Source organism: Lentibacillus kimchii, assembly GCF_042666895.1.
GTDB lineage: Bacteria > Bacillota > Bacilli > Bacillales > Amphibacillaceae > Lentibacillus > Lentibacillus kimchii.
The window spans coordinates 320,863-335,715 of record NZ_JBHTGR010000057.1; the positions used below are offsets into that span (position 1 = coordinate 320,863).

The 14,853-nt window shown below is 40.7% G+C and carries 17 protein-coding genes; 4 read left to right on the plus strand and 13 right to left on the minus strand.

Annotated features, from left to right (window positions below; genetic code table 11):
* Positions 1-71: 71 nt before the first annotated feature.
* Together ACFQU8_RS13990 and ACFQU8_RS13995 are read right to left on the minus strand one after the other, a co-directional pair.
* Positions 72-1,598, minus strand: a complete 1,527-nt coding sequence (locus ACFQU8_RS13990; RefSeq protein ID WP_382361552.1) for an ABC transporter permease/substrate-binding protein — start codon at positions 1,596-1,598, stop codon at positions 72-74.
* Positions 1,595-2,665: an ABC transporter ATP-binding protein gene (locus tag ACFQU8_RS13995; RefSeq protein WP_382361555.1), complete on the minus strand. Its 1,071-nt coding sequence runs from the start codon at positions 2,663-2,665 to the stop codon at positions 1,595-1,597. The genes ACFQU8_RS13990 and ACFQU8_RS13995 overlap by 4 nt, the downstream gene beginning before the upstream one ends.
* Positions 2,666-2,821: 156 nt before the next feature.
* Between ACFQU8_RS13995 and plsY the strand changes: the two genes are divergently transcribed.
* The 3 genes from plsY to yidD all read left to right on the plus strand — a co-directional run bounded on the left by plsY (position 2,822) and on the right by yidD (position 4,654).
* Positions 2,822-3,403, plus strand: coding sequence for a glycerol-3-phosphate 1-O-acyltransferase PlsY (plsY, locus tag ACFQU8_RS14000; protein WP_382361715.1), 582 nt, complete (start codon positions 2,822-2,824; stop codon positions 3,401-3,403).
* Positions 3,404-3,493: 90 nt separating this feature from the next.
* Complete coding sequence (gene folE2 / locus ACFQU8_RS14005) at positions 3,494-4,423, plus strand: GTP cyclohydrolase FolE2 (protein ID WP_382361558.1); 930 nt, start codon at positions 3,494-3,496, stop codon at positions 4,421-4,423.
* A 6-nt stretch (positions 4,424-4,429) separates the two neighbouring features.
* Complete coding sequence (gene yidD / locus ACFQU8_RS14010) at positions 4,430-4,654, plus strand: membrane protein insertion efficiency factor YidD (RefSeq protein ID WP_382361561.1); 225 nt, start codon at positions 4,430-4,432, stop codon at positions 4,652-4,654.
* 32 nt (positions 4,655-4,686) lie between these two features.
* Here yidD and ACFQU8_RS14015 read toward each other — a convergent pair whose 3' ends face one another.
* The 5 genes from ACFQU8_RS14015 to ACFQU8_RS14035 form a co-directional block, all read right to left on the minus strand.
* Positions 4,687-4,986: a hypothetical protein gene (locus ACFQU8_RS14015; RefSeq protein WP_382361564.1), complete on the minus strand. Its 300-nt coding sequence runs from the start codon at positions 4,984-4,986 to the stop codon at positions 4,687-4,689.
* Positions 4,986-5,411, minus strand: coding sequence for an acyl-CoA thioesterase (locus ACFQU8_RS14020; protein WP_382361567.1), 426 nt, complete (start codon positions 5,409-5,411; stop codon positions 4,986-4,988). Before ACFQU8_RS14020 ends, ACFQU8_RS14015 begins: the two co-directional genes overlap by 1 nt.
* A 257-nt stretch (positions 5,412-5,668) precedes the next feature.
* Positions 5,669-5,815, minus strand: a complete 147-nt coding sequence (locus tag ACFQU8_RS14025) for an FbpB family small basic protein (protein WP_382361570.1) — start codon at positions 5,813-5,815, stop codon at positions 5,669-5,671.
* Between the two features lie 200 nt (positions 5,816-6,015).
* Complete coding sequence (gene acnA, locus ACFQU8_RS14030) at positions 6,016-8,730, minus strand: aconitate hydratase AcnA (RefSeq protein ID WP_382361573.1); 2,715 nt, start codon at positions 8,728-8,730, stop codon at positions 6,016-6,018.
* A 165-nt stretch (positions 8,731-8,895) separates the two neighbouring features.
* A complete protein-coding gene (locus ACFQU8_RS14035) occupies positions 8,896-10,023 on the minus strand; it encodes an ATP-binding protein (RefSeq protein ID WP_382361576.1) in 1,128 nt (375 codons plus the stop codon).
* Positions 10,024-10,255: 232 nt separating this feature from the next.
* On the opposite strand from ACFQU8_RS14035, the gene ACFQU8_RS14040 reads away from it, so the two are divergent.
* Positions 10,256-10,735 carry a DUF2621 family protein gene (locus tag ACFQU8_RS14040; protein ID WP_382361579.1) on the plus strand — a complete coding sequence of 160 codons (480 nt, stop codon included), beginning with the start codon at positions 10,256-10,258 and terminating at the stop codon, positions 10,733-10,735.
* Positions 10,736-10,771: 36 nt separating this feature from the next.
* On the opposite strand, the gene ACFQU8_RS14045 is transcribed toward ACFQU8_RS14040, so the two are convergent.
* The 6 genes from ACFQU8_RS14045 to ACFQU8_RS14070 all read right to left on the minus strand — a co-directional run bounded on the left by ACFQU8_RS14045 (position 10,772) and on the right by ACFQU8_RS14070 (position 14,828).
* Positions 10,772-11,251, minus strand: coding sequence for a CcdC family protein (locus ACFQU8_RS14045; RefSeq protein WP_382361582.1), 480 nt, complete (start codon positions 11,249-11,251; stop codon positions 10,772-10,774).
* A 76-nt stretch (positions 11,252-11,327) separates the two neighbouring features.
* Positions 11,328-11,753, minus strand: coding sequence for a Na(+)/H(+) antiporter subunit B (locus ACFQU8_RS14050; protein WP_382361585.1), 426 nt, complete (start codon positions 11,751-11,753; stop codon positions 11,328-11,330).
* A 45-nt stretch (positions 11,754-11,798) separates the two neighbouring features.
* On the minus strand, positions 11,799-12,506 hold the full coding sequence (locus ACFQU8_RS14055) for a cytochrome c biogenesis CcdA family protein (RefSeq protein WP_382361588.1): 708 nt from the start codon (positions 12,504-12,506) through the stop codon (positions 11,799-11,801).
* Between the two features lie 639 nt (positions 12,507-13,145).
* Complete coding sequence (locus ACFQU8_RS14060; RefSeq protein WP_382361591.1) at positions 13,146-14,207, minus strand: peptidoglycan recognition protein family protein; 1,062 nt, start codon at positions 14,205-14,207, stop codon at positions 13,146-13,148.
* A 1-nt stretch (position 14,208) separates the two neighbouring features.
* The gene (locus ACFQU8_RS14065; protein WP_382361594.1) at positions 14,209-14,472 is read right to left on the minus strand and encodes a phage holin; all 264 of its coding nucleotides are present in this window, start codon (positions 14,470-14,472) and stop codon (positions 14,209-14,211) included.
* 20 nt (positions 14,473-14,492) lie between these two features.
* On the minus strand, positions 14,493-14,828 hold the full coding sequence (locus ACFQU8_RS14070; RefSeq protein ID WP_382361597.1) for a hypothetical protein: 336 nt from the start codon (positions 14,826-14,828) through the stop codon (positions 14,493-14,495).
* Positions 14,829-14,853: the final 25 nt, after the last annotated feature.

The following is a 14,853-nucleotide window of genomic DNA, read 5'->3' on the forward strand; positions in this document are numbered from 1 at the left end:
GACCAATAGTAACGGGCATTTCAGCTATGCCGAAATGCTCATTAAGCCCACACCATGCGCTCTAGCTGCCGTTAATCGTCCAGCAAATCTTCTTGAGTCAAATAGTCACGGGCAACATCAGCCGGGTCCTTATCTTCATAATCCACACGGTAATTCAGCTGACGCATTTCATTATCTGTCATACGTCCGCCCAGTTTATTCAGAACGTCAGCAAGCTTCGGATGTTTCTTCAGCGTTTCATCACGTAATAACGGGGCGCCCTGGTAAGGGGGAAATAGATTTTTCGGATCGTCAAGGATCGTCAAATCCATATCAACCATATAACTGTCGGTAGCATAGGCATTAATCACATCAACTTCACCATTCTTCAGCGCTTCCTGTCGAATGCCTGGTTCCAGAGTCTGGACATCACTGATAGCAAGATTATAAACATCCTGCATGCCTGTATAGCCATCATAACGATCGTTAAATTCCAAAGTAAAACCGGCTGTTATATTACTTTCCACCTTTTTCAAGTCTCCGATAGATTCAAGATTATGCGTTTTAGCCAATTCCTGAGTTGTTGCAACCGCATATGTGTTATTATAGGTCATTGGTTTTAGCAGTGTCATATTGTATTGCTCTTCCATACCCTTCTTAGCTTGCTCATACACTTCCTTTTTGTCATTACTGGCCGGTTCTTGTTCCAGGTGAGTGACAATAGCGGTACCTGTAAATTCCGGATAAATATCAATACTGTTATTTTTAAGAGCACTGAAAACAAAGGCTGTTTTTCCCAAACCGGGTTCTAAATCAACTGTTAAGTCTGTTTCGTCTTCAATCAGCAGTTTATACATGTTAATTAAAATAGCCGGTTCCGCACCAAGTTTTCCGCCTATCGTAATATCTGCCTGTTTGGCAGGTGAATAGAAAAACGGTGCAGCTACAATTAAACCAGCTACAGTAAGCATAATAATAAATGATTTAAAACCCGCTCTTTTGGAAATGCGTTCAACGCCGCGCAAAATAACATCAAGCAATATAGCCAAAAGAGCAGCTGGAATAGCGCCGAGCAAAATGAGATTCAGATCGGCACCGCGGTCAATTCCAAGCAGGATAAGTTCACCGAGACCGCCCGCACCAATAAGTGCCGCGAGCGTCGTTGTCCCGACAATCAATACCATAGAGGTCCGGATGCCTGCCATAATTACCGGCATGGCAAGCGGCAGTTCTACTTTTGTCAGCCGTTTAAATGAGTTCATCCCCATACCGGTTGCTGCCTCTTTTAACGCGGGATCCACTTCTTGAATACCCGTATATGTGTTGCGTAAAATCGGAAGCAGCCCATAGATCGTTAACGCTATGATAGCAGGTGTCGTTCCTATTCCAAAAAACGGAATTAAGAACGCCAGGACCGCCAGACTGGGAATTGTCTGCAAGATGGCTGACAGCCCAATTATGGGTTCCGCAATCCGGTGATACCGGGTAAGAATCAATCCCAGCGGCACAGCAATGACAATGGCAATAATAAGTGATAATAGTGATATTTGCAGGTGTTCCCAGATCGTCTCTAAAAGCATATCCTGTCTGTTGCGAAAAACCGAAAGAAAATCTTTCATGACCGGACCACCCCATCTTTTCTCGCGGTTTCATGTTTCAGAAATGCCACGATATCAGAGTAGGTTAAGGTGCCGATAAGCTCACTGCCTTTCAGGACGGGATATACCGATTGCCGATTTTCCTGCAGTTTTACAGCCGCCTGATCCAGAGTCATATTATTTTCCAATGTTAAAATCGTATTCACTGTCTGACCATCGATGACAGCACCAGCAAACTGATCAGCCGTATCATATATGATATAGGTTCCTTTTTGCGGAAAGTCGCTGTTTTCATATGCTGCAACAGTTATCGAATGGTTCCCCGATCGATCGGCAATGACATCAATCGCTGTTTGCCATGGCGATTTGCGTTCACCAATAAAGGTTTTCACAAAATCGGTCTGAGGATTAAGAACCAGCTGCTGCGGTGTGTCAACCTGGACCACCTGCCCTTCTTTCATCAGACAGACTCGGTCACCGAGCGCCAGAGCTTCATCCATATCATGCGTTACAAAGACAATCGTTTTCTGAATTTCCTGCTGTATTTGCCGGATATCCTGCTGCAGCTGTTCACGGCTGATTGGGTCAAGAGCACTGAATGGCTCGTCCATTAAAATAATATCCGGGTCAGCAGCCAGAGCACGAATGACTCCTGCACGCTGTTGTTCACCACCGGACAGTTCACTTGGTTTGCGTTGTTTGTACACAGACGGATCCAGCCCAGCCATGTCCAGCAGTTCAGCTGTTCGCTGCCGAATGGATGACTGCCTCCATTTTTTCATTTCTGGTACAACAGCGATATTTTCCTCAATCGTCATATGCGGAAATAGGGCGATTTCCTGAAGCACATACCCAATATTCCACCTGAGTTCATGAATATGATAATCCTCTACGGGCGCGTCGTTTATGTATATTTTTCCTGATGACGGTTCCTTCAAACGGTTAATCATCTTCATCGCTGTTGTTTTGCCGCATCCGCTCGGGCCAATAAGCGTCATCAGTTCACCATCATTTATTTTTAGGGAAAAATGATTAAGTGCCTGCGTGCCATCCGAATAAACTTTTTGCACATCCTCAAATTGAATCATAGATTTCTCCTTCAGAGAGTTTTCTTATCATTATAGCACAATTTTTTGTGTCTTTGTCTGAAATATTTTGAATCTATGACGTATTAATGGTTCTATGTATCATGACTTCGTGGTAAAATAGTCTGGAGTTATTATTACTTGGAAAGTAGGTTTGCTATGGAATTTCTGGCTTACGCTGTTATCGCTTACTTATTAGGGTCCATACCCTCTGGCATTATTGTGGGGAAACTGGGCTACAATCTGGACATCCGACAGCACGGGAGCGGCAATCTTGGTGCTACCAACACGTTCCGAATCCTGGGTATAAAAGCCGGAATTATTGTCGTAACAGCTGATATTCTAAAAGGTACGATTGCAACAGCACTCCCGTTAGTGTTCGATGCCGGGATATTTCGCCTGGGAGTGGGCTTATTCGCGGTGCTTGGCCATACATATCCGTTGTTTGCCAGATTCAAAGGCGGAAAAGCCGTTGCTACATCCGGCGGTATTTTCCTTGGTATAAATCCAATTTTATTTGCTATTATGGTGGGATCGTTTCTTGTAACTTTATATATTTCTAAATATGTTTCCCTGGCATCAATGCTTACTGGCATTATCGCCACTATTGCTTCCGCTGCCTTTCACGACTGGACTTTGTTCATCGTCACAGCCATTGTAACTGTTTTTGTGTTTTATCGCCACTGGGAAAACATTAAACGCATTAAAAATAAAACGGAACCGAAAATTACCTGGATGTAATGATAAAGCCGATAAATTGAATCCTGCTTCATTTGTTTAGTATACTGATATTGTAATTTAGTTACGAATTGGAAGGGGTCACAGATCGTTATGGATAAAGCTAGACAATTTGCTCAAAAACAGCTGCCGGATAAAGCACAGCGTCATAAACTATTTGGTTCTGTCGAGCCCGGTCCCAGAACAAAACCAAACGAAAAAAGCGGCATGACTGATGTACAGAATACAAAAAAAGACTTTTTATTTGACCTTGATGCTGTCGGGATTGCGAATGTACAGCACCCAATCACCATTGCCAGTAATCTGGAACCGGAAACCCAAACAACAATCGCTTCATTCGAGTTTTCCTCAGCTATAGATAAATCCAGCAAGGGAACGAACATGAGCCGTTTCACAGAACAGCTGCAGACACTTCAGGAGAGTGGCTTCAGTATTAATATCGAAACGCTCAAGCATTTTGCAAGAGACTTGGCAATACGTCTGGATCAAAATGATGCTGAGATAAAAGTGAGTTTTCCCTGGTATTATGAACGCCGCGGTCCTCAATCAGGCCTCACTGGCATGAATCATGCAGACGCATCAATCCGGGTACACTATGATGCCGTCTCAGGCCATACCATTGATGTTTCCCTTGCACCGTTTGTTACGACACTCTGCCCGTGTTCTAAAGAAATTAGTGAATACGGCGCACACAATCAGCGCGGAGAAGTAAGCATGACTGTATCACTCGCAGAAGACTTTGATGAAACATCAATCGATTGGAAAGAACAGCTTCTGGAAGCGGCAGAAAGCAACGCCAGTGCCAGACTGCACCCCGTCCTCAAACGGCCTGATGAAAAGACGGTAACCGAACAAGCCTATGAAAATCCACGTTTTGTTGAGGATTTGGCACGTCTTGTAGCTGCAGATTTATATGAAATGCCGTTTGTCAACCGGTTTCAAATTCAATGCCGCAACGAAGAATCAATTCATATGCATGATGCCATTGCATCAGTATCATTCGACAAACAGAGCCAAAGCTGATCGCCTATGAAAAATATTGCGATCGGACTGATAACGTTTTACCGTAAAGTTATCAGTCCTATTAAGCCCCCAACGTGCCGTTTTTTTCCGACATGTTCTCAATACGGATTAGAGGCTTTTCAGCGTTTTGGCTTCTTTAAAGGCGGCTATCTGACCATCAAGCGTATCAGTAAATGCCATCCGTTTCACGCAGGCGGACTTGATCCTGTACCGGAAAAGGACGAAAAATAGTAAAAGGCGCTGATTGATGTCAGCGCCTTTTACTATAATTTAAAGCGTTTAATTTGGTCCCACTGTGCTTCCTGCCGCAGGATAAATGCCTGCTTATCCCCAAAAAGATCAAAATGCGGATAAGCATCATCCATATCAATCCACTCAGCCCGTAAACCATACTGGTTCCCCCAGGCTGTCAGTTTGTCTATATCACGGCAGCCGGCTTTTGTAACTGTATCACAGCCGGGAAATCGTTCATCGATCCAGTAATGCGTTAAAAAGCTGACCGTATCCTGCGAAACAGCTGTTTTCCACTTGTTTAATTCCTGTCTGTTAATACCAAATGCCATCACGCTTCACCGTTCAATTGCTTTAAATAAGCTTGATGCCATTCAGGATAAGCCTTACGCAATGGCATTGGACGGAAGGATACCTTATGTACAATCACATGTGTGGTTGTTCCAGTAACAGCTGTCTCACCATTTTCCTTCACAATTCGATAACCATAAACCGTTCGAACACCATCGTAAGCATCCAGCCATGTTTCAACAGCTGCTTCTTCACCGTAGCGAACGGGCTGTTTAAATTGAACCTGCGCATCAGTGACCGGGGATACAATATGATTGTTTTCCATATCCATATAAGTAAAGCCGAGACTCTCGATATATTTGGTGCGGCCAATTTCAAACCAGATGAGGTAATTAGCATGGTAAACGACACCCATTTGATCAGTTTCCTGGTATCTTACCTCGATTGGCGTATTTGTTTTATGCAATCTTGTTTCCCCCTTTTATGATGTCTAAAGCCATATTACCACATATCACTTTAAAACAGGAATCAAGCGCTTTGCCCGTAAGTGTTAAAAGCCCCAAGCCATTAAAGCATGACCTGAGGCAAGCATGTAGTCCTTATGCGGGTATTTGTCCATCATAATTGCTCCTGTTCCAGGGTTAGTAAGACCACATGTCACGTTTTCAATTTTTTACGAAAACCCAGGAAATATGTATACAGACAAAAACGCCATTTTTGCTCCTAATCAGGCGCTCTTTCATCGATTGGGGGATTCACGTTCGCTTTCATATTTTGCTCGATCTTCTCAAGCACTGATTCATCCTGCAACATTTGCTGACGATTTTCCTGTACAAGTTCATCAAAGGATAATTGTCTTTTTAAAGCCATTGATACCACTCCTCTTAAAGCTTTATTGAATGTTAAAAAGCATATATTAAGAATAGTGTTGCCATTTTTATAAAAATTTATTCAGAAGATGGCAGGCATTAAAGATTAAGACAGAATGGCCAAAACTTGTCATTCATTCAGAAATTAAAAAGGCCAATACACCAGAAATATCAGGTGTATTGGCCTTTTCTAATGACCGCTTATTGGGCAATGCTATCTGATTGCAGCTTATTCCGCAATACCATCTGCAGAATACCCCCGTGACGATAGTAATCAACTTCCACATCACTATCGAAACGCGCAATAACATGAAACTCAGTTTTGTTATCAGCTTCATCAATAGCCGTGACCTTAATGCGATCGTGCGGTTTGACATTTTCATCAACTTCAACATTAAACGTTTCTTTGCCTGTAAGGCCAAGTTTATCAGCGCTGTCACCCTGTTCAAATTGTAATGGGAGGACACCCATCATAACCAGGTTGGAACGGTGGATACGTTCAAAACTTTCTGCAATGACTGTCTTAATGCCTAAAAGATCCGTACCCTTAGCCGCCCAGTCACGTGACGATCCCATGCCATAATCTTTGCCGGCCATCACAAGCAGATCTGTGCCATCTTCCTGATACTTCATAGCTGCATCATAAAACGGCATCAGTTCACCAGTCGGCCAGTAAGTCGTATAACCGCCTTCCTGTCCCTGGGCCAGCAGATTGCGAATACGGATATTAGCAAACGTTCCCCGCATCATCACTTCATGGTTCCCCCGGCGTGAACCATAAGAGTTGAAGTTCCTTGGCGATACGCCTTTTGAGCGCAGGTACTGACCAGCAGGCATATCCTTAGGGATAGCGCCGGCAGGTGAAATATGGTCTGTTGTAACAGAATCACCAAACTTGCCGATTGCCCTAAGATTATTTAATGGCTTGACGCTTCCCGCCTCTTCTGGCAATCCTTCAAAAAATGGCGGATTTTGAATATATGTGGATTCACTGTCCCACGCAAACAAAGGTTCATCGGTAGTTTGAATGTTATTCCATTTCTCATTGGAATGAAAAACAGATTCATATTCTTTGCGGAAGATCTCTGGTTTTACAACAGTTTGGACCGTGCTCTTAATATCCTCCATTGAAGGCCAGATGTCTTTCAGATAGATTGGCTCTCCGTTACCATCGGTTCCCAGACGATCTTTTGTCAAGTCAATATCGACAGTTCCAGCAAGTGCGTACGCTACGACCAATGGAGGTGATGCCAGATAGTTAGCTTTAACAAGCGGATGGATACGCCCTTCAAAGTTCCGATTGCCGGATAGAACAGACGAAACCGTTAAATCTTTTTCTGAAATGGCTTCTTCGATTTCCGGGCGCAACGGACCGGAGTTACCGATACATGTCGTACAGCCATAACCCACCAGATTAAAACCAAGCTGATTCAAATATTCCTGCAGCCCAGAATCAGCCAGATACCGTGTCACAACTTTCGAACCTGGCGCAAGCGACGTCTTGACATATTCCGGAACTTTTAACCCTTTTTTGACTGCCTCTTTCGCAAGAAGTCCGGCACCAAGCATGACATAAGGGTTTGACGTATTGGTACACGATGTAATGGCCGCAATTGCCAGAGCGCCTGTTTTCATAACCGACGTTTTGCCATCAGGATGATTCACTTTAGCTTCTTTTGCAAATTCTGATTGATCAAGGCCTAATCCCTGGTTGCCTAATGGTGCTGTAACAGCTTGATTAAATGATTGTTTCATATCGGATAAAGCGATTAAATCCTGTGGACGCTTGGGACCCGACAGATTCGGTTCAAGTTCTGACAGGTTAATTTCCACAACCTCACTGTACTCAGGATCCGCCTGATCAGGCGAATACCACAGATCATTTGTTTTGCAATATGTTTCAACGAGTTCAATCTGTTCTTCACTTCGTCCCGTTAAGCGAAGATAGTTCAGTGATTCTTGATCAACTGGGAAAAAACCGCATGTAGCTCCGTATTCAGGAGCCATATTAGAAATTGTAGCGCGATCAGCAAGCGGCATATCTTGCAATCCAGGCCCGAAATACTCCACAAACTTTCCGACCACATTTTTTTCACGCAAAACTTGCGTTACTTTTAATGCCAAATCTGTTGCTGTGGTGCCCTGCGGAAAGCTGCCGGTAAACTTAACCCCGATCACTTCCGGTGCAGGGAAATAAGATGGCTGGCCAAGCATACCTGCTTCAGCCTCGATGCCGCCAACCCCCCAGCCAAGCACACCTAAACCGTTAATCATCGTTGTGTGCGAATCAGTACCGACCAGTGTATCAGGGAATGCATCATACGTTCCATCTGCATTTTCAATCCCGTGAACAACGTTTGCAATATACTCCAGGTTGACCTGATGCACAATTCCGGTGGCGGGCGGGACAGCACGATAATTATCAAATGCCTTTTGCGCCCAGTGCAGAAATTCATAACGTTCCATGTTGCGTTCAAATTCTAAATCCATATTAGCTGCTAAAGCGTTCTGTGTCCCATACTGATCCACTTGTACTGAGTGGTCAATGACTAAATCCACAGGCACTTCCGGATTGATTTTGTCTGGTTCACCGCCCATATCAACCATGGCTTTGCGTAACGAAGCCAGATCAACAACAGCCGGAACACCAGTAAAATCCTGCAAGATTATTCGTGACGGTTTAAACGGCACATCAGCTTCCTTACCGGTGTCTGCCCCCCATTTAGATAAACTTTCCACATGTTCGTCCTTAATAACATGCCCGTCTTGCTGACGCATGAGTGACTCCAACAGCACGCGAACTGAGAAAGGCAAACGGGATACGCTGCCTAATTGAGCATCTTCAATTGCTTTGAGCTGATAAAAATTATACGTTTTGCCATTAAGCTCAAACTGCTTTTTAGCATTAATTTTCATAAGGATGACCCCTTCCCATTACCATTTTGCCAATTCCATCCCTTTAAATATATCGTACTCGAAATCAATCTATAAGACAATTGATTTAAGAAAAATAAACCTATATAAAAAAATTATGATATCTGATAAGCAATCCTTATAAGTTACTAGTCTATCTGCAAACGTTTAGTTATTATTAAGCTTCTGGAATATGACGCGAAATGTACTGCCAATAGTGTTATTTCGGAAAATATCCAGACGTCCATTATGATTTTTGAGAATCTGCTGGGTAATCATCAGTCCAAGGCCCGTCCCATTTTGTTTCGTTGTAAAAAAAGGGTCCCCAAGTTTATGTATGACATCCTCATGTATGCCAGAACCTTCATCGATAACATCAATTATAATATTATCCTGATCCGATTGATCCTTTACAGTTATGTATCCAGGATTGTCCATGGCCTCAATGGCATTTTTAAATAGATTAATAAACACTTGTTTAATCTGGGAACGATCACATTCGATCATGCCTCCTGGATTCTGTTCTTGCAGAATAATAATATTTTTCAGCCCTGCCTGTGGTTTTAAAAGGGTTGCAACATCGTCTATCATTTCTGAAAGATTCTGTAGTTCCTGCTGATCAGTCATGGGTTTGGAAATAAACAATAACTCTGATGTGATAGTCTCCATCTTTTCAATTTCATCAATCATAATAGGATAAAACGCTTCTTCGTTCTTTACACCAGCTTGCAATAGCTGCAGGAAACCCTTCAGCGATGTAAGCGGATTCCGGATTTCATGAGCAATGCCCGCCGAAAGCTGGCCAGCCACGGACATTTTTTCTGAGTGAACCATCATATCTTCGGCTTCTTTTTTATCGGTCCTATCCTTGGTTGCAACTATATAAAACAATTTTTGGTTATCATCTTTTACAGACGTCAGCAAGTTAGCTGTTGACATACGTTTCCCTTCGCAAGTCTGCAGCTCGAGATTAAACGTTTTTTGTTCCTGCAGTGTCTTATCAACATTTGCTTCTAAATAGGTTGCATTTTCCTCCGAAACCCATTGATGCCATGTCGTACCTATCAGATCCTCTGCTGCAAGACCCAATATCGGCTCAACGGTTTTCGAAATATATCGAATAATACCGTATTGATCAAGTACTGTAATGAACCCACCCATATTCTGATCAATCCACTGGAGAATTGGTGCAGGTAACGAAGCCAGATTATTGAATATGGGTGATGGCGATAATGCCGAATGATGATAGTCTCTTGAATGGTGTCCTGGTGATTGCCAGTAGTAGCGATTAGTCATTCTATTGCCTCCTCTCTCGAATTTCGTCAGTTATTCATATGACAAAAATACGGAAAATATGCTAATATGTAATATAAAAGAGTTGTATGTATATAAACTTTGTACAGATAAAAATGTAGAAATTTTACACTTTATGGGAATATTTGCATACTCCTATCATATCCTACAAATACCAAAATATAAAGGGAAATAATATTATATATCAGATTAACAAACAAAAACAGGTGATAATATGGGTATTATTGGTGAGTATCTGATTGTTTTATGGGGATTTTTACTGATTATCCTGATGGGAATCGGCGGGTTCTTTATGTTCCGCAAATTCCTCAAGCAATTGCCAAAACAAGACGGTCATTCTAACATGGACTGGGAAACATATTATGTCAATGAAACAAAATATATGTGGGGAAAAGATCAAAAACTGCTATTAGAGGAATTAGTCAGTCCTGTCCCTGAGCTGTTCCGCGATGTAGCCCGGCATAGGATTGTCGGCAAGATTGGTGAGGTTGCGCTGGCCAAACAATACAATACAATTACGTCTGACATATTAATTGAAGGGTACATTTTAGCAACACCGAAACGTGATCATAAATTTTTAAGGAAAAAATTAAAAGAAAAGGAAATCAACGTTGCTCCGTATGAGCATTTATTCCCTCTGTCACGATCTGACTACGCTAAAAATTGGCGAAACCGTTATAACAAAAACATTTAAAAAGGCTGACCATACGGGGTCAGCCTTTTTAAATGTTTATGTCGACTCAGGTTGATTGAGTTTCTTTTCCAGCTTTTTATACTTATAGAGCATAGCCAGACGCCATGATATAATCATACCAAAGGCTAAAAGGAAGAACATGCCGCTCGTCTCCCCTACCGAAATCGTTGCGCCTATAATAACTTTAATAATAATTCTAACCAATAGTAAACCAATCAAAACAAAAACAAAAGCTTTTGACGGGATCAAATAAATTTGTTCACCTTTTATTTGAAATTTGGATGTCTTGATTAGGAAAACAGAAAAGATAATGCCAACTATGAGTGCTTCAGCAATCTCGGACAAATCCAGCCGAAAAGCTGGCACAAGATACATAAATGCTCCTGTACTCATAAATATCGGCGGCAATATGATTTTTTTAACGGATGCCGGCTGCTTGGAAGCTTTAAGTCGAAGAACCATCATAGCAGTTGCCATCATTGCTGCAACCAGCGTACTTGCTATTAACCAAAACATGATTAATCAACTCTTTCCTAAAGGCAAATTATTCAGCTTTGACAAGTTATCTAAAGAGACTTAAATTTACAGCCGGTTAACGATCGTCTGCAATAGTCAAAATAATGGTGATTGTTACGCCTAGAACAGTCAGATAAACACCAAAATCAAAAATTGTTGCAGTCGCAAGTTCCATTTCACCAATAACTGGTATATGCACTTCAGCAAATGTATGGGATAAAAATGGCTGTTTAAACAGAAAAGATCCCACCCCTGTTACAGCTGCAATCAACAGGCCGAGAGGCGCCATTTTAAGAAAGTTTACCGGTAATACCTTTTTCATGATATTGGAGCCATAAGCCATATACATAAGAACAATGGCAGCAGATGTCATTAAACCGCCTATAAATCCACCGCCTGGTGAATTATGGCCTGCAAACAGCAAATAAATTGAAAATCCTAATAATATGAAAGCAATAAGTGATGTCATTGTTCTCAGAATCAAATCATTCGGCTTATACATGTCAGATAAAACCTCTTTTCCATCATTTGCTTCACTAAATGGCTCTTACAATCCAGAAAAGCCAAATAAGCTGGCTAAAAACCGCGTCAGATCTCTCATCCAATCAAAGTACAAAGCGACGCCCATGAAGACCATAATATAACCGCCTATTTTAACAATCTTTGCACTGTGCCGTTTAATCCATGCCATCTTACCAACAAAAAATGACAGGATAAAAAACGGAATGGAAAAACCGAGTATATAACTAAGCATCATAACCATGCCGATATCCGGATTGGATGCCGCCAGCGATATCACAATGACCAGAATAGGACCCATGCAAGGCGTCCATCCCAACGAAAAAGCAAGACCTATAATAAAGGAACCTACATACCCAGCTGGGCGATTTTTAATGGTTATTGTCCGGTCTTTCATAAGAAATTGGAAATTAAAGACACCAACAACAACCAATCCAAAAAACACAATTAAAACGGCACCAATCTGCCTAATGACAGCCTGATTCGCTTTAAGAAACTCGGAAATAGCCGACGAACCGAAACCCAGCATAATAAACACAAGTGAAAACCCGAGCAGAAAAAAAGCAGTGTGCAGTAAACTTTTCCGTGTCAGCATTTTATTTTCATTGGTTAATTCATTAACACTCATACCGGTAATATAGGAAAGAAACGCCGGATACAACGGCAGGACACAAGGCGAAATAAACGACAAAAAGCCTGCACCGAATGCAATGAAGACATTAATCTCTTCTGACATGCCCATCCCCCCTTACAGTAGGAACTGCTTGCATTTTACCAAAAACAACCGCACATAATGTTCTTGGTTTTGACAACAATCCAACATTTTCACGTTAAACAATTAAAGATTGTGTTGCTGATTGAAGAGGAATGGTCGCTGTCGATATACAAGCATACGGGTTAAAACCCCTGCTATAACATCCTGCACAGGGGTTGTACAACTTATTATCTTATATAAATAAGTCCGATTATTTACCTTGCTGCTGATTGTTCATTTGACGCATCATCTGATTAATTTTCTTCTTGGATGGTTAACTTCTAAATTAACCATAAGCCTATCATATCAAGGTTGAACCGTTATATACAACACTCTTAACTGGTAGTGACAACTTTACCATACATGATATATTCTTGTCTAATATTGATATGTCATATTAAAATTTTGGTTTATCTTACATGGATTATCAATTCCGTCTGAAAATTAAATAATTAATAATTGTTATTAATCTATAGGTTACATAGATCATGCTCAAAGACTTTTTTATATTAAGTTAGACCAATTAGTCGTGAAAGTACAAAAAATCTCTCAGCTTGATCTGTGTAATCTGTGTGGATTACGGTTAAAATAAAAGGAAAATAGGGGCTAAATATACCCCTATTATACCTGCTTGCCGTATTTACCTGTTATGTAACCTAACTGACCATCGTATTTAACTTCCCAATAGCCACTAGAACTATTTTTACCTTTAACTGATCCATTAAGTGGCAATGTACTACCTAAACTAGCCGTACCTAAGTTATTACTATTATTACGATTAGGACTATCCATAACAATAGCTGCGTTACTTACACCGACAATTTTCAGCTTACCTGCATTACCAGATTTGCTATTATTAGATAATACATTACCATTTACAATCTCTGCATTCGTATCAGGAGCTACGTATATATTACGTTTACCTTTGCTGGTGTCGATTGTAACGACATTATTATAAGGCTCATCAAGTATTTTATATTCTAGTCCATCATACCTTGCAGGTGTCAAACTCCAGTCACTATTCTTAGATACAGGTTGTACATTTAATTTATATGTTTTCCACGTATCAGCACTAGCTGGTAGCTTAACCATTTTAGCACCACCATTATTATTGTCTGAATGATGATTAGATTTAGATGCACTATGTTTAACTGATACATCTTTACTGTCCATTGATGCTTTAACCTGATCAATCAAATCAGATACTGAGACACCATGCGATTTAAGATAAGCTACAGGGTCTTGATGATTTGTTCCACCTAGATTTTCTGACACATCTTGATGCGTATAGAATGTGCCTAGATGCTTAAATTTTAGATTACGTCTATTGAGTAGCCATGCTATTAATTGAGTATAATATTTCATAGACTGTTCAAATTCATCTTCATTTGACCGTCTACATAACTCTACATGGACTGCCATACTGTTAGCAGGTTGACCTGCGCCCCAAGCTTGATAATCTAATGAAGCACATTGCCATATACCAGTATGGTCTACAAAGAAATGTGGATATGCCGACATGTCCTGCCAGCCATTATTACCAAAAACCCCTTTATTGCGTTCAATTGAATCATCATCTACGGCTGTCTCATGAGCTACAACCATTTCATAATTACCTTTTCCATTTTCAAATGTATCTTCTGGTAGTCCTGTTAAGAAATCTTTATCAATATTAAGATTCATTTTAAACGTTTCCTTTCATATTATTTTGTTGTTGTTTATGTTTTCTTTTCTGTGCTTTCATCCAGTTATCAGCGTGTTGTGCTTCAGGTGTCATGTTATTATTTTTCCACCAAGTCCAGATTGTGCCAATAACTGTAGCTACACTAGATACACCTTCATAAATCTGATCTTGTGAAAATGGTAGTGAATCAAATCCTATTGTTGTAAGTATCTGATTAATTAATAAAATAGCTAATACAACTAATCTTATAATTGCTTTTTTCATATTATTATCTCCTTTTATTTCTATAAATTAACTATAAATCTAGATATTAATATACCTAGAGTGACTAGACTAAATATAACTGCACCCCAATCACGTATACCTTGTCCAACTGTTTTTTTACCCTTTTGTTCGGCTTTAATATTTTCAATTTGATTTTGTACATCATCAATTTTTTTACGTGTTTTATCTATTTCTGATCTTGTATTATTCACTTCATCTCTAAGACCGTTGTATTGTTTCATGAGTGCTCGTGTTTCTTTCATCTCAGTTCTTAAACTACTTACAGCGTCTTTCATGGATATCAATTGATCAAAAATTTCTCGTTTTGAATACCAATCATTGTTGTTATCCGACATTTAAATACCTCCAACATATATGTAT

Coding starts and splice junctions, on each gene's coding strand:
- ACFQU8_RS13990 (WP_382361552.1), bottom strand. CDS start 1,598: ATGAAAGATTTTCTTTCGGTTTTTCGCAACAGACAGGATATGCTTTTA.
- ACFQU8_RS13995 (WP_382361555.1), bottom strand. CDS start 2,665: ATGATTCAATTTGAGGATGTGCAAAAAGTTTATTCGGATGGCACGCAG.
- plsY (WP_382361715.1), top strand. CDS start 2,822: ATGGAATTTCTGGCTTACGCTGTTATCGCTTACTTATTAGGGTCCATA.
- folE2 (WP_382361558.1), top strand. CDS start 3,494: ATGGATAAAGCTAGACAATTTGCTCAAAAACAGCTGCCGGATAAAGCA.
- yidD (WP_382361561.1), top strand. CDS start 4,430: ATGAAAAATATTGCGATCGGACTGATAACGTTTTACCGTAAAGTTATC.
- ACFQU8_RS14015 (WP_382361564.1), bottom strand. CDS start 4,986: ATGGCATTTGGTATTAACAGACAGGAATTAAACAAGTGGAAAACAGCT.
- ACFQU8_RS14025 (WP_382361570.1), bottom strand. CDS start 5,815: ATGGCTTTAAAAAGACAATTATCCTTTGATGAACTTGTACAGGAAAAT.
- acnA (WP_382361573.1), bottom strand. CDS start 8,730: ATGAAAATTAATGCTAAAAAGCAGTTTGAGCTTAATGGCAAAACGTAT.
- ACFQU8_RS14035 (WP_382361576.1), bottom strand. CDS start 10,023: ATGACTAATCGCTACTACTGGCAATCACCAGGACACCATTCAAGAGAC.
- ACFQU8_RS14040 (WP_382361579.1), top strand. CDS start 10,256: ATGGGTATTATTGGTGAGTATCTGATTGTTTTATGGGGATTTTTACTG.
- ACFQU8_RS14045 (WP_382361582.1), bottom strand. CDS start 11,251: ATGTTTTGGTTAATAGCAAGTACGCTGGTTGCAGCAATGATGGCAACT.
- ACFQU8_RS14050 (WP_382361585.1), bottom strand. CDS start 11,753: ATGTATAAGCCGAATGATTTGATTCTGAGAACAATGACATCACTTATT.
- ACFQU8_RS14055 (WP_382361588.1), bottom strand. CDS start 12,506: ATGTCAGAAGAGATTAATGTCTTCATTGCATTCGGTGCAGGCTTTTTG.
- ACFQU8_RS14060 (WP_382361591.1), bottom strand. CDS start 14,207: ATGAATCTTAATATTGATAAAGATTTCTTAACAGGACTACCAGAAGAT.
- ACFQU8_RS14065 (WP_382361594.1), bottom strand. CDS start 14,472: ATGAAAAAAGCAATTATAAGATTAGTTGTATTAGCTATTTTATTAATT.
- ACFQU8_RS14070 (WP_382361597.1), bottom strand. CDS start 14,828: ATGTCGGATAACAACAATGATTGGTATTCAAAACGAGAAATTTTTGAT.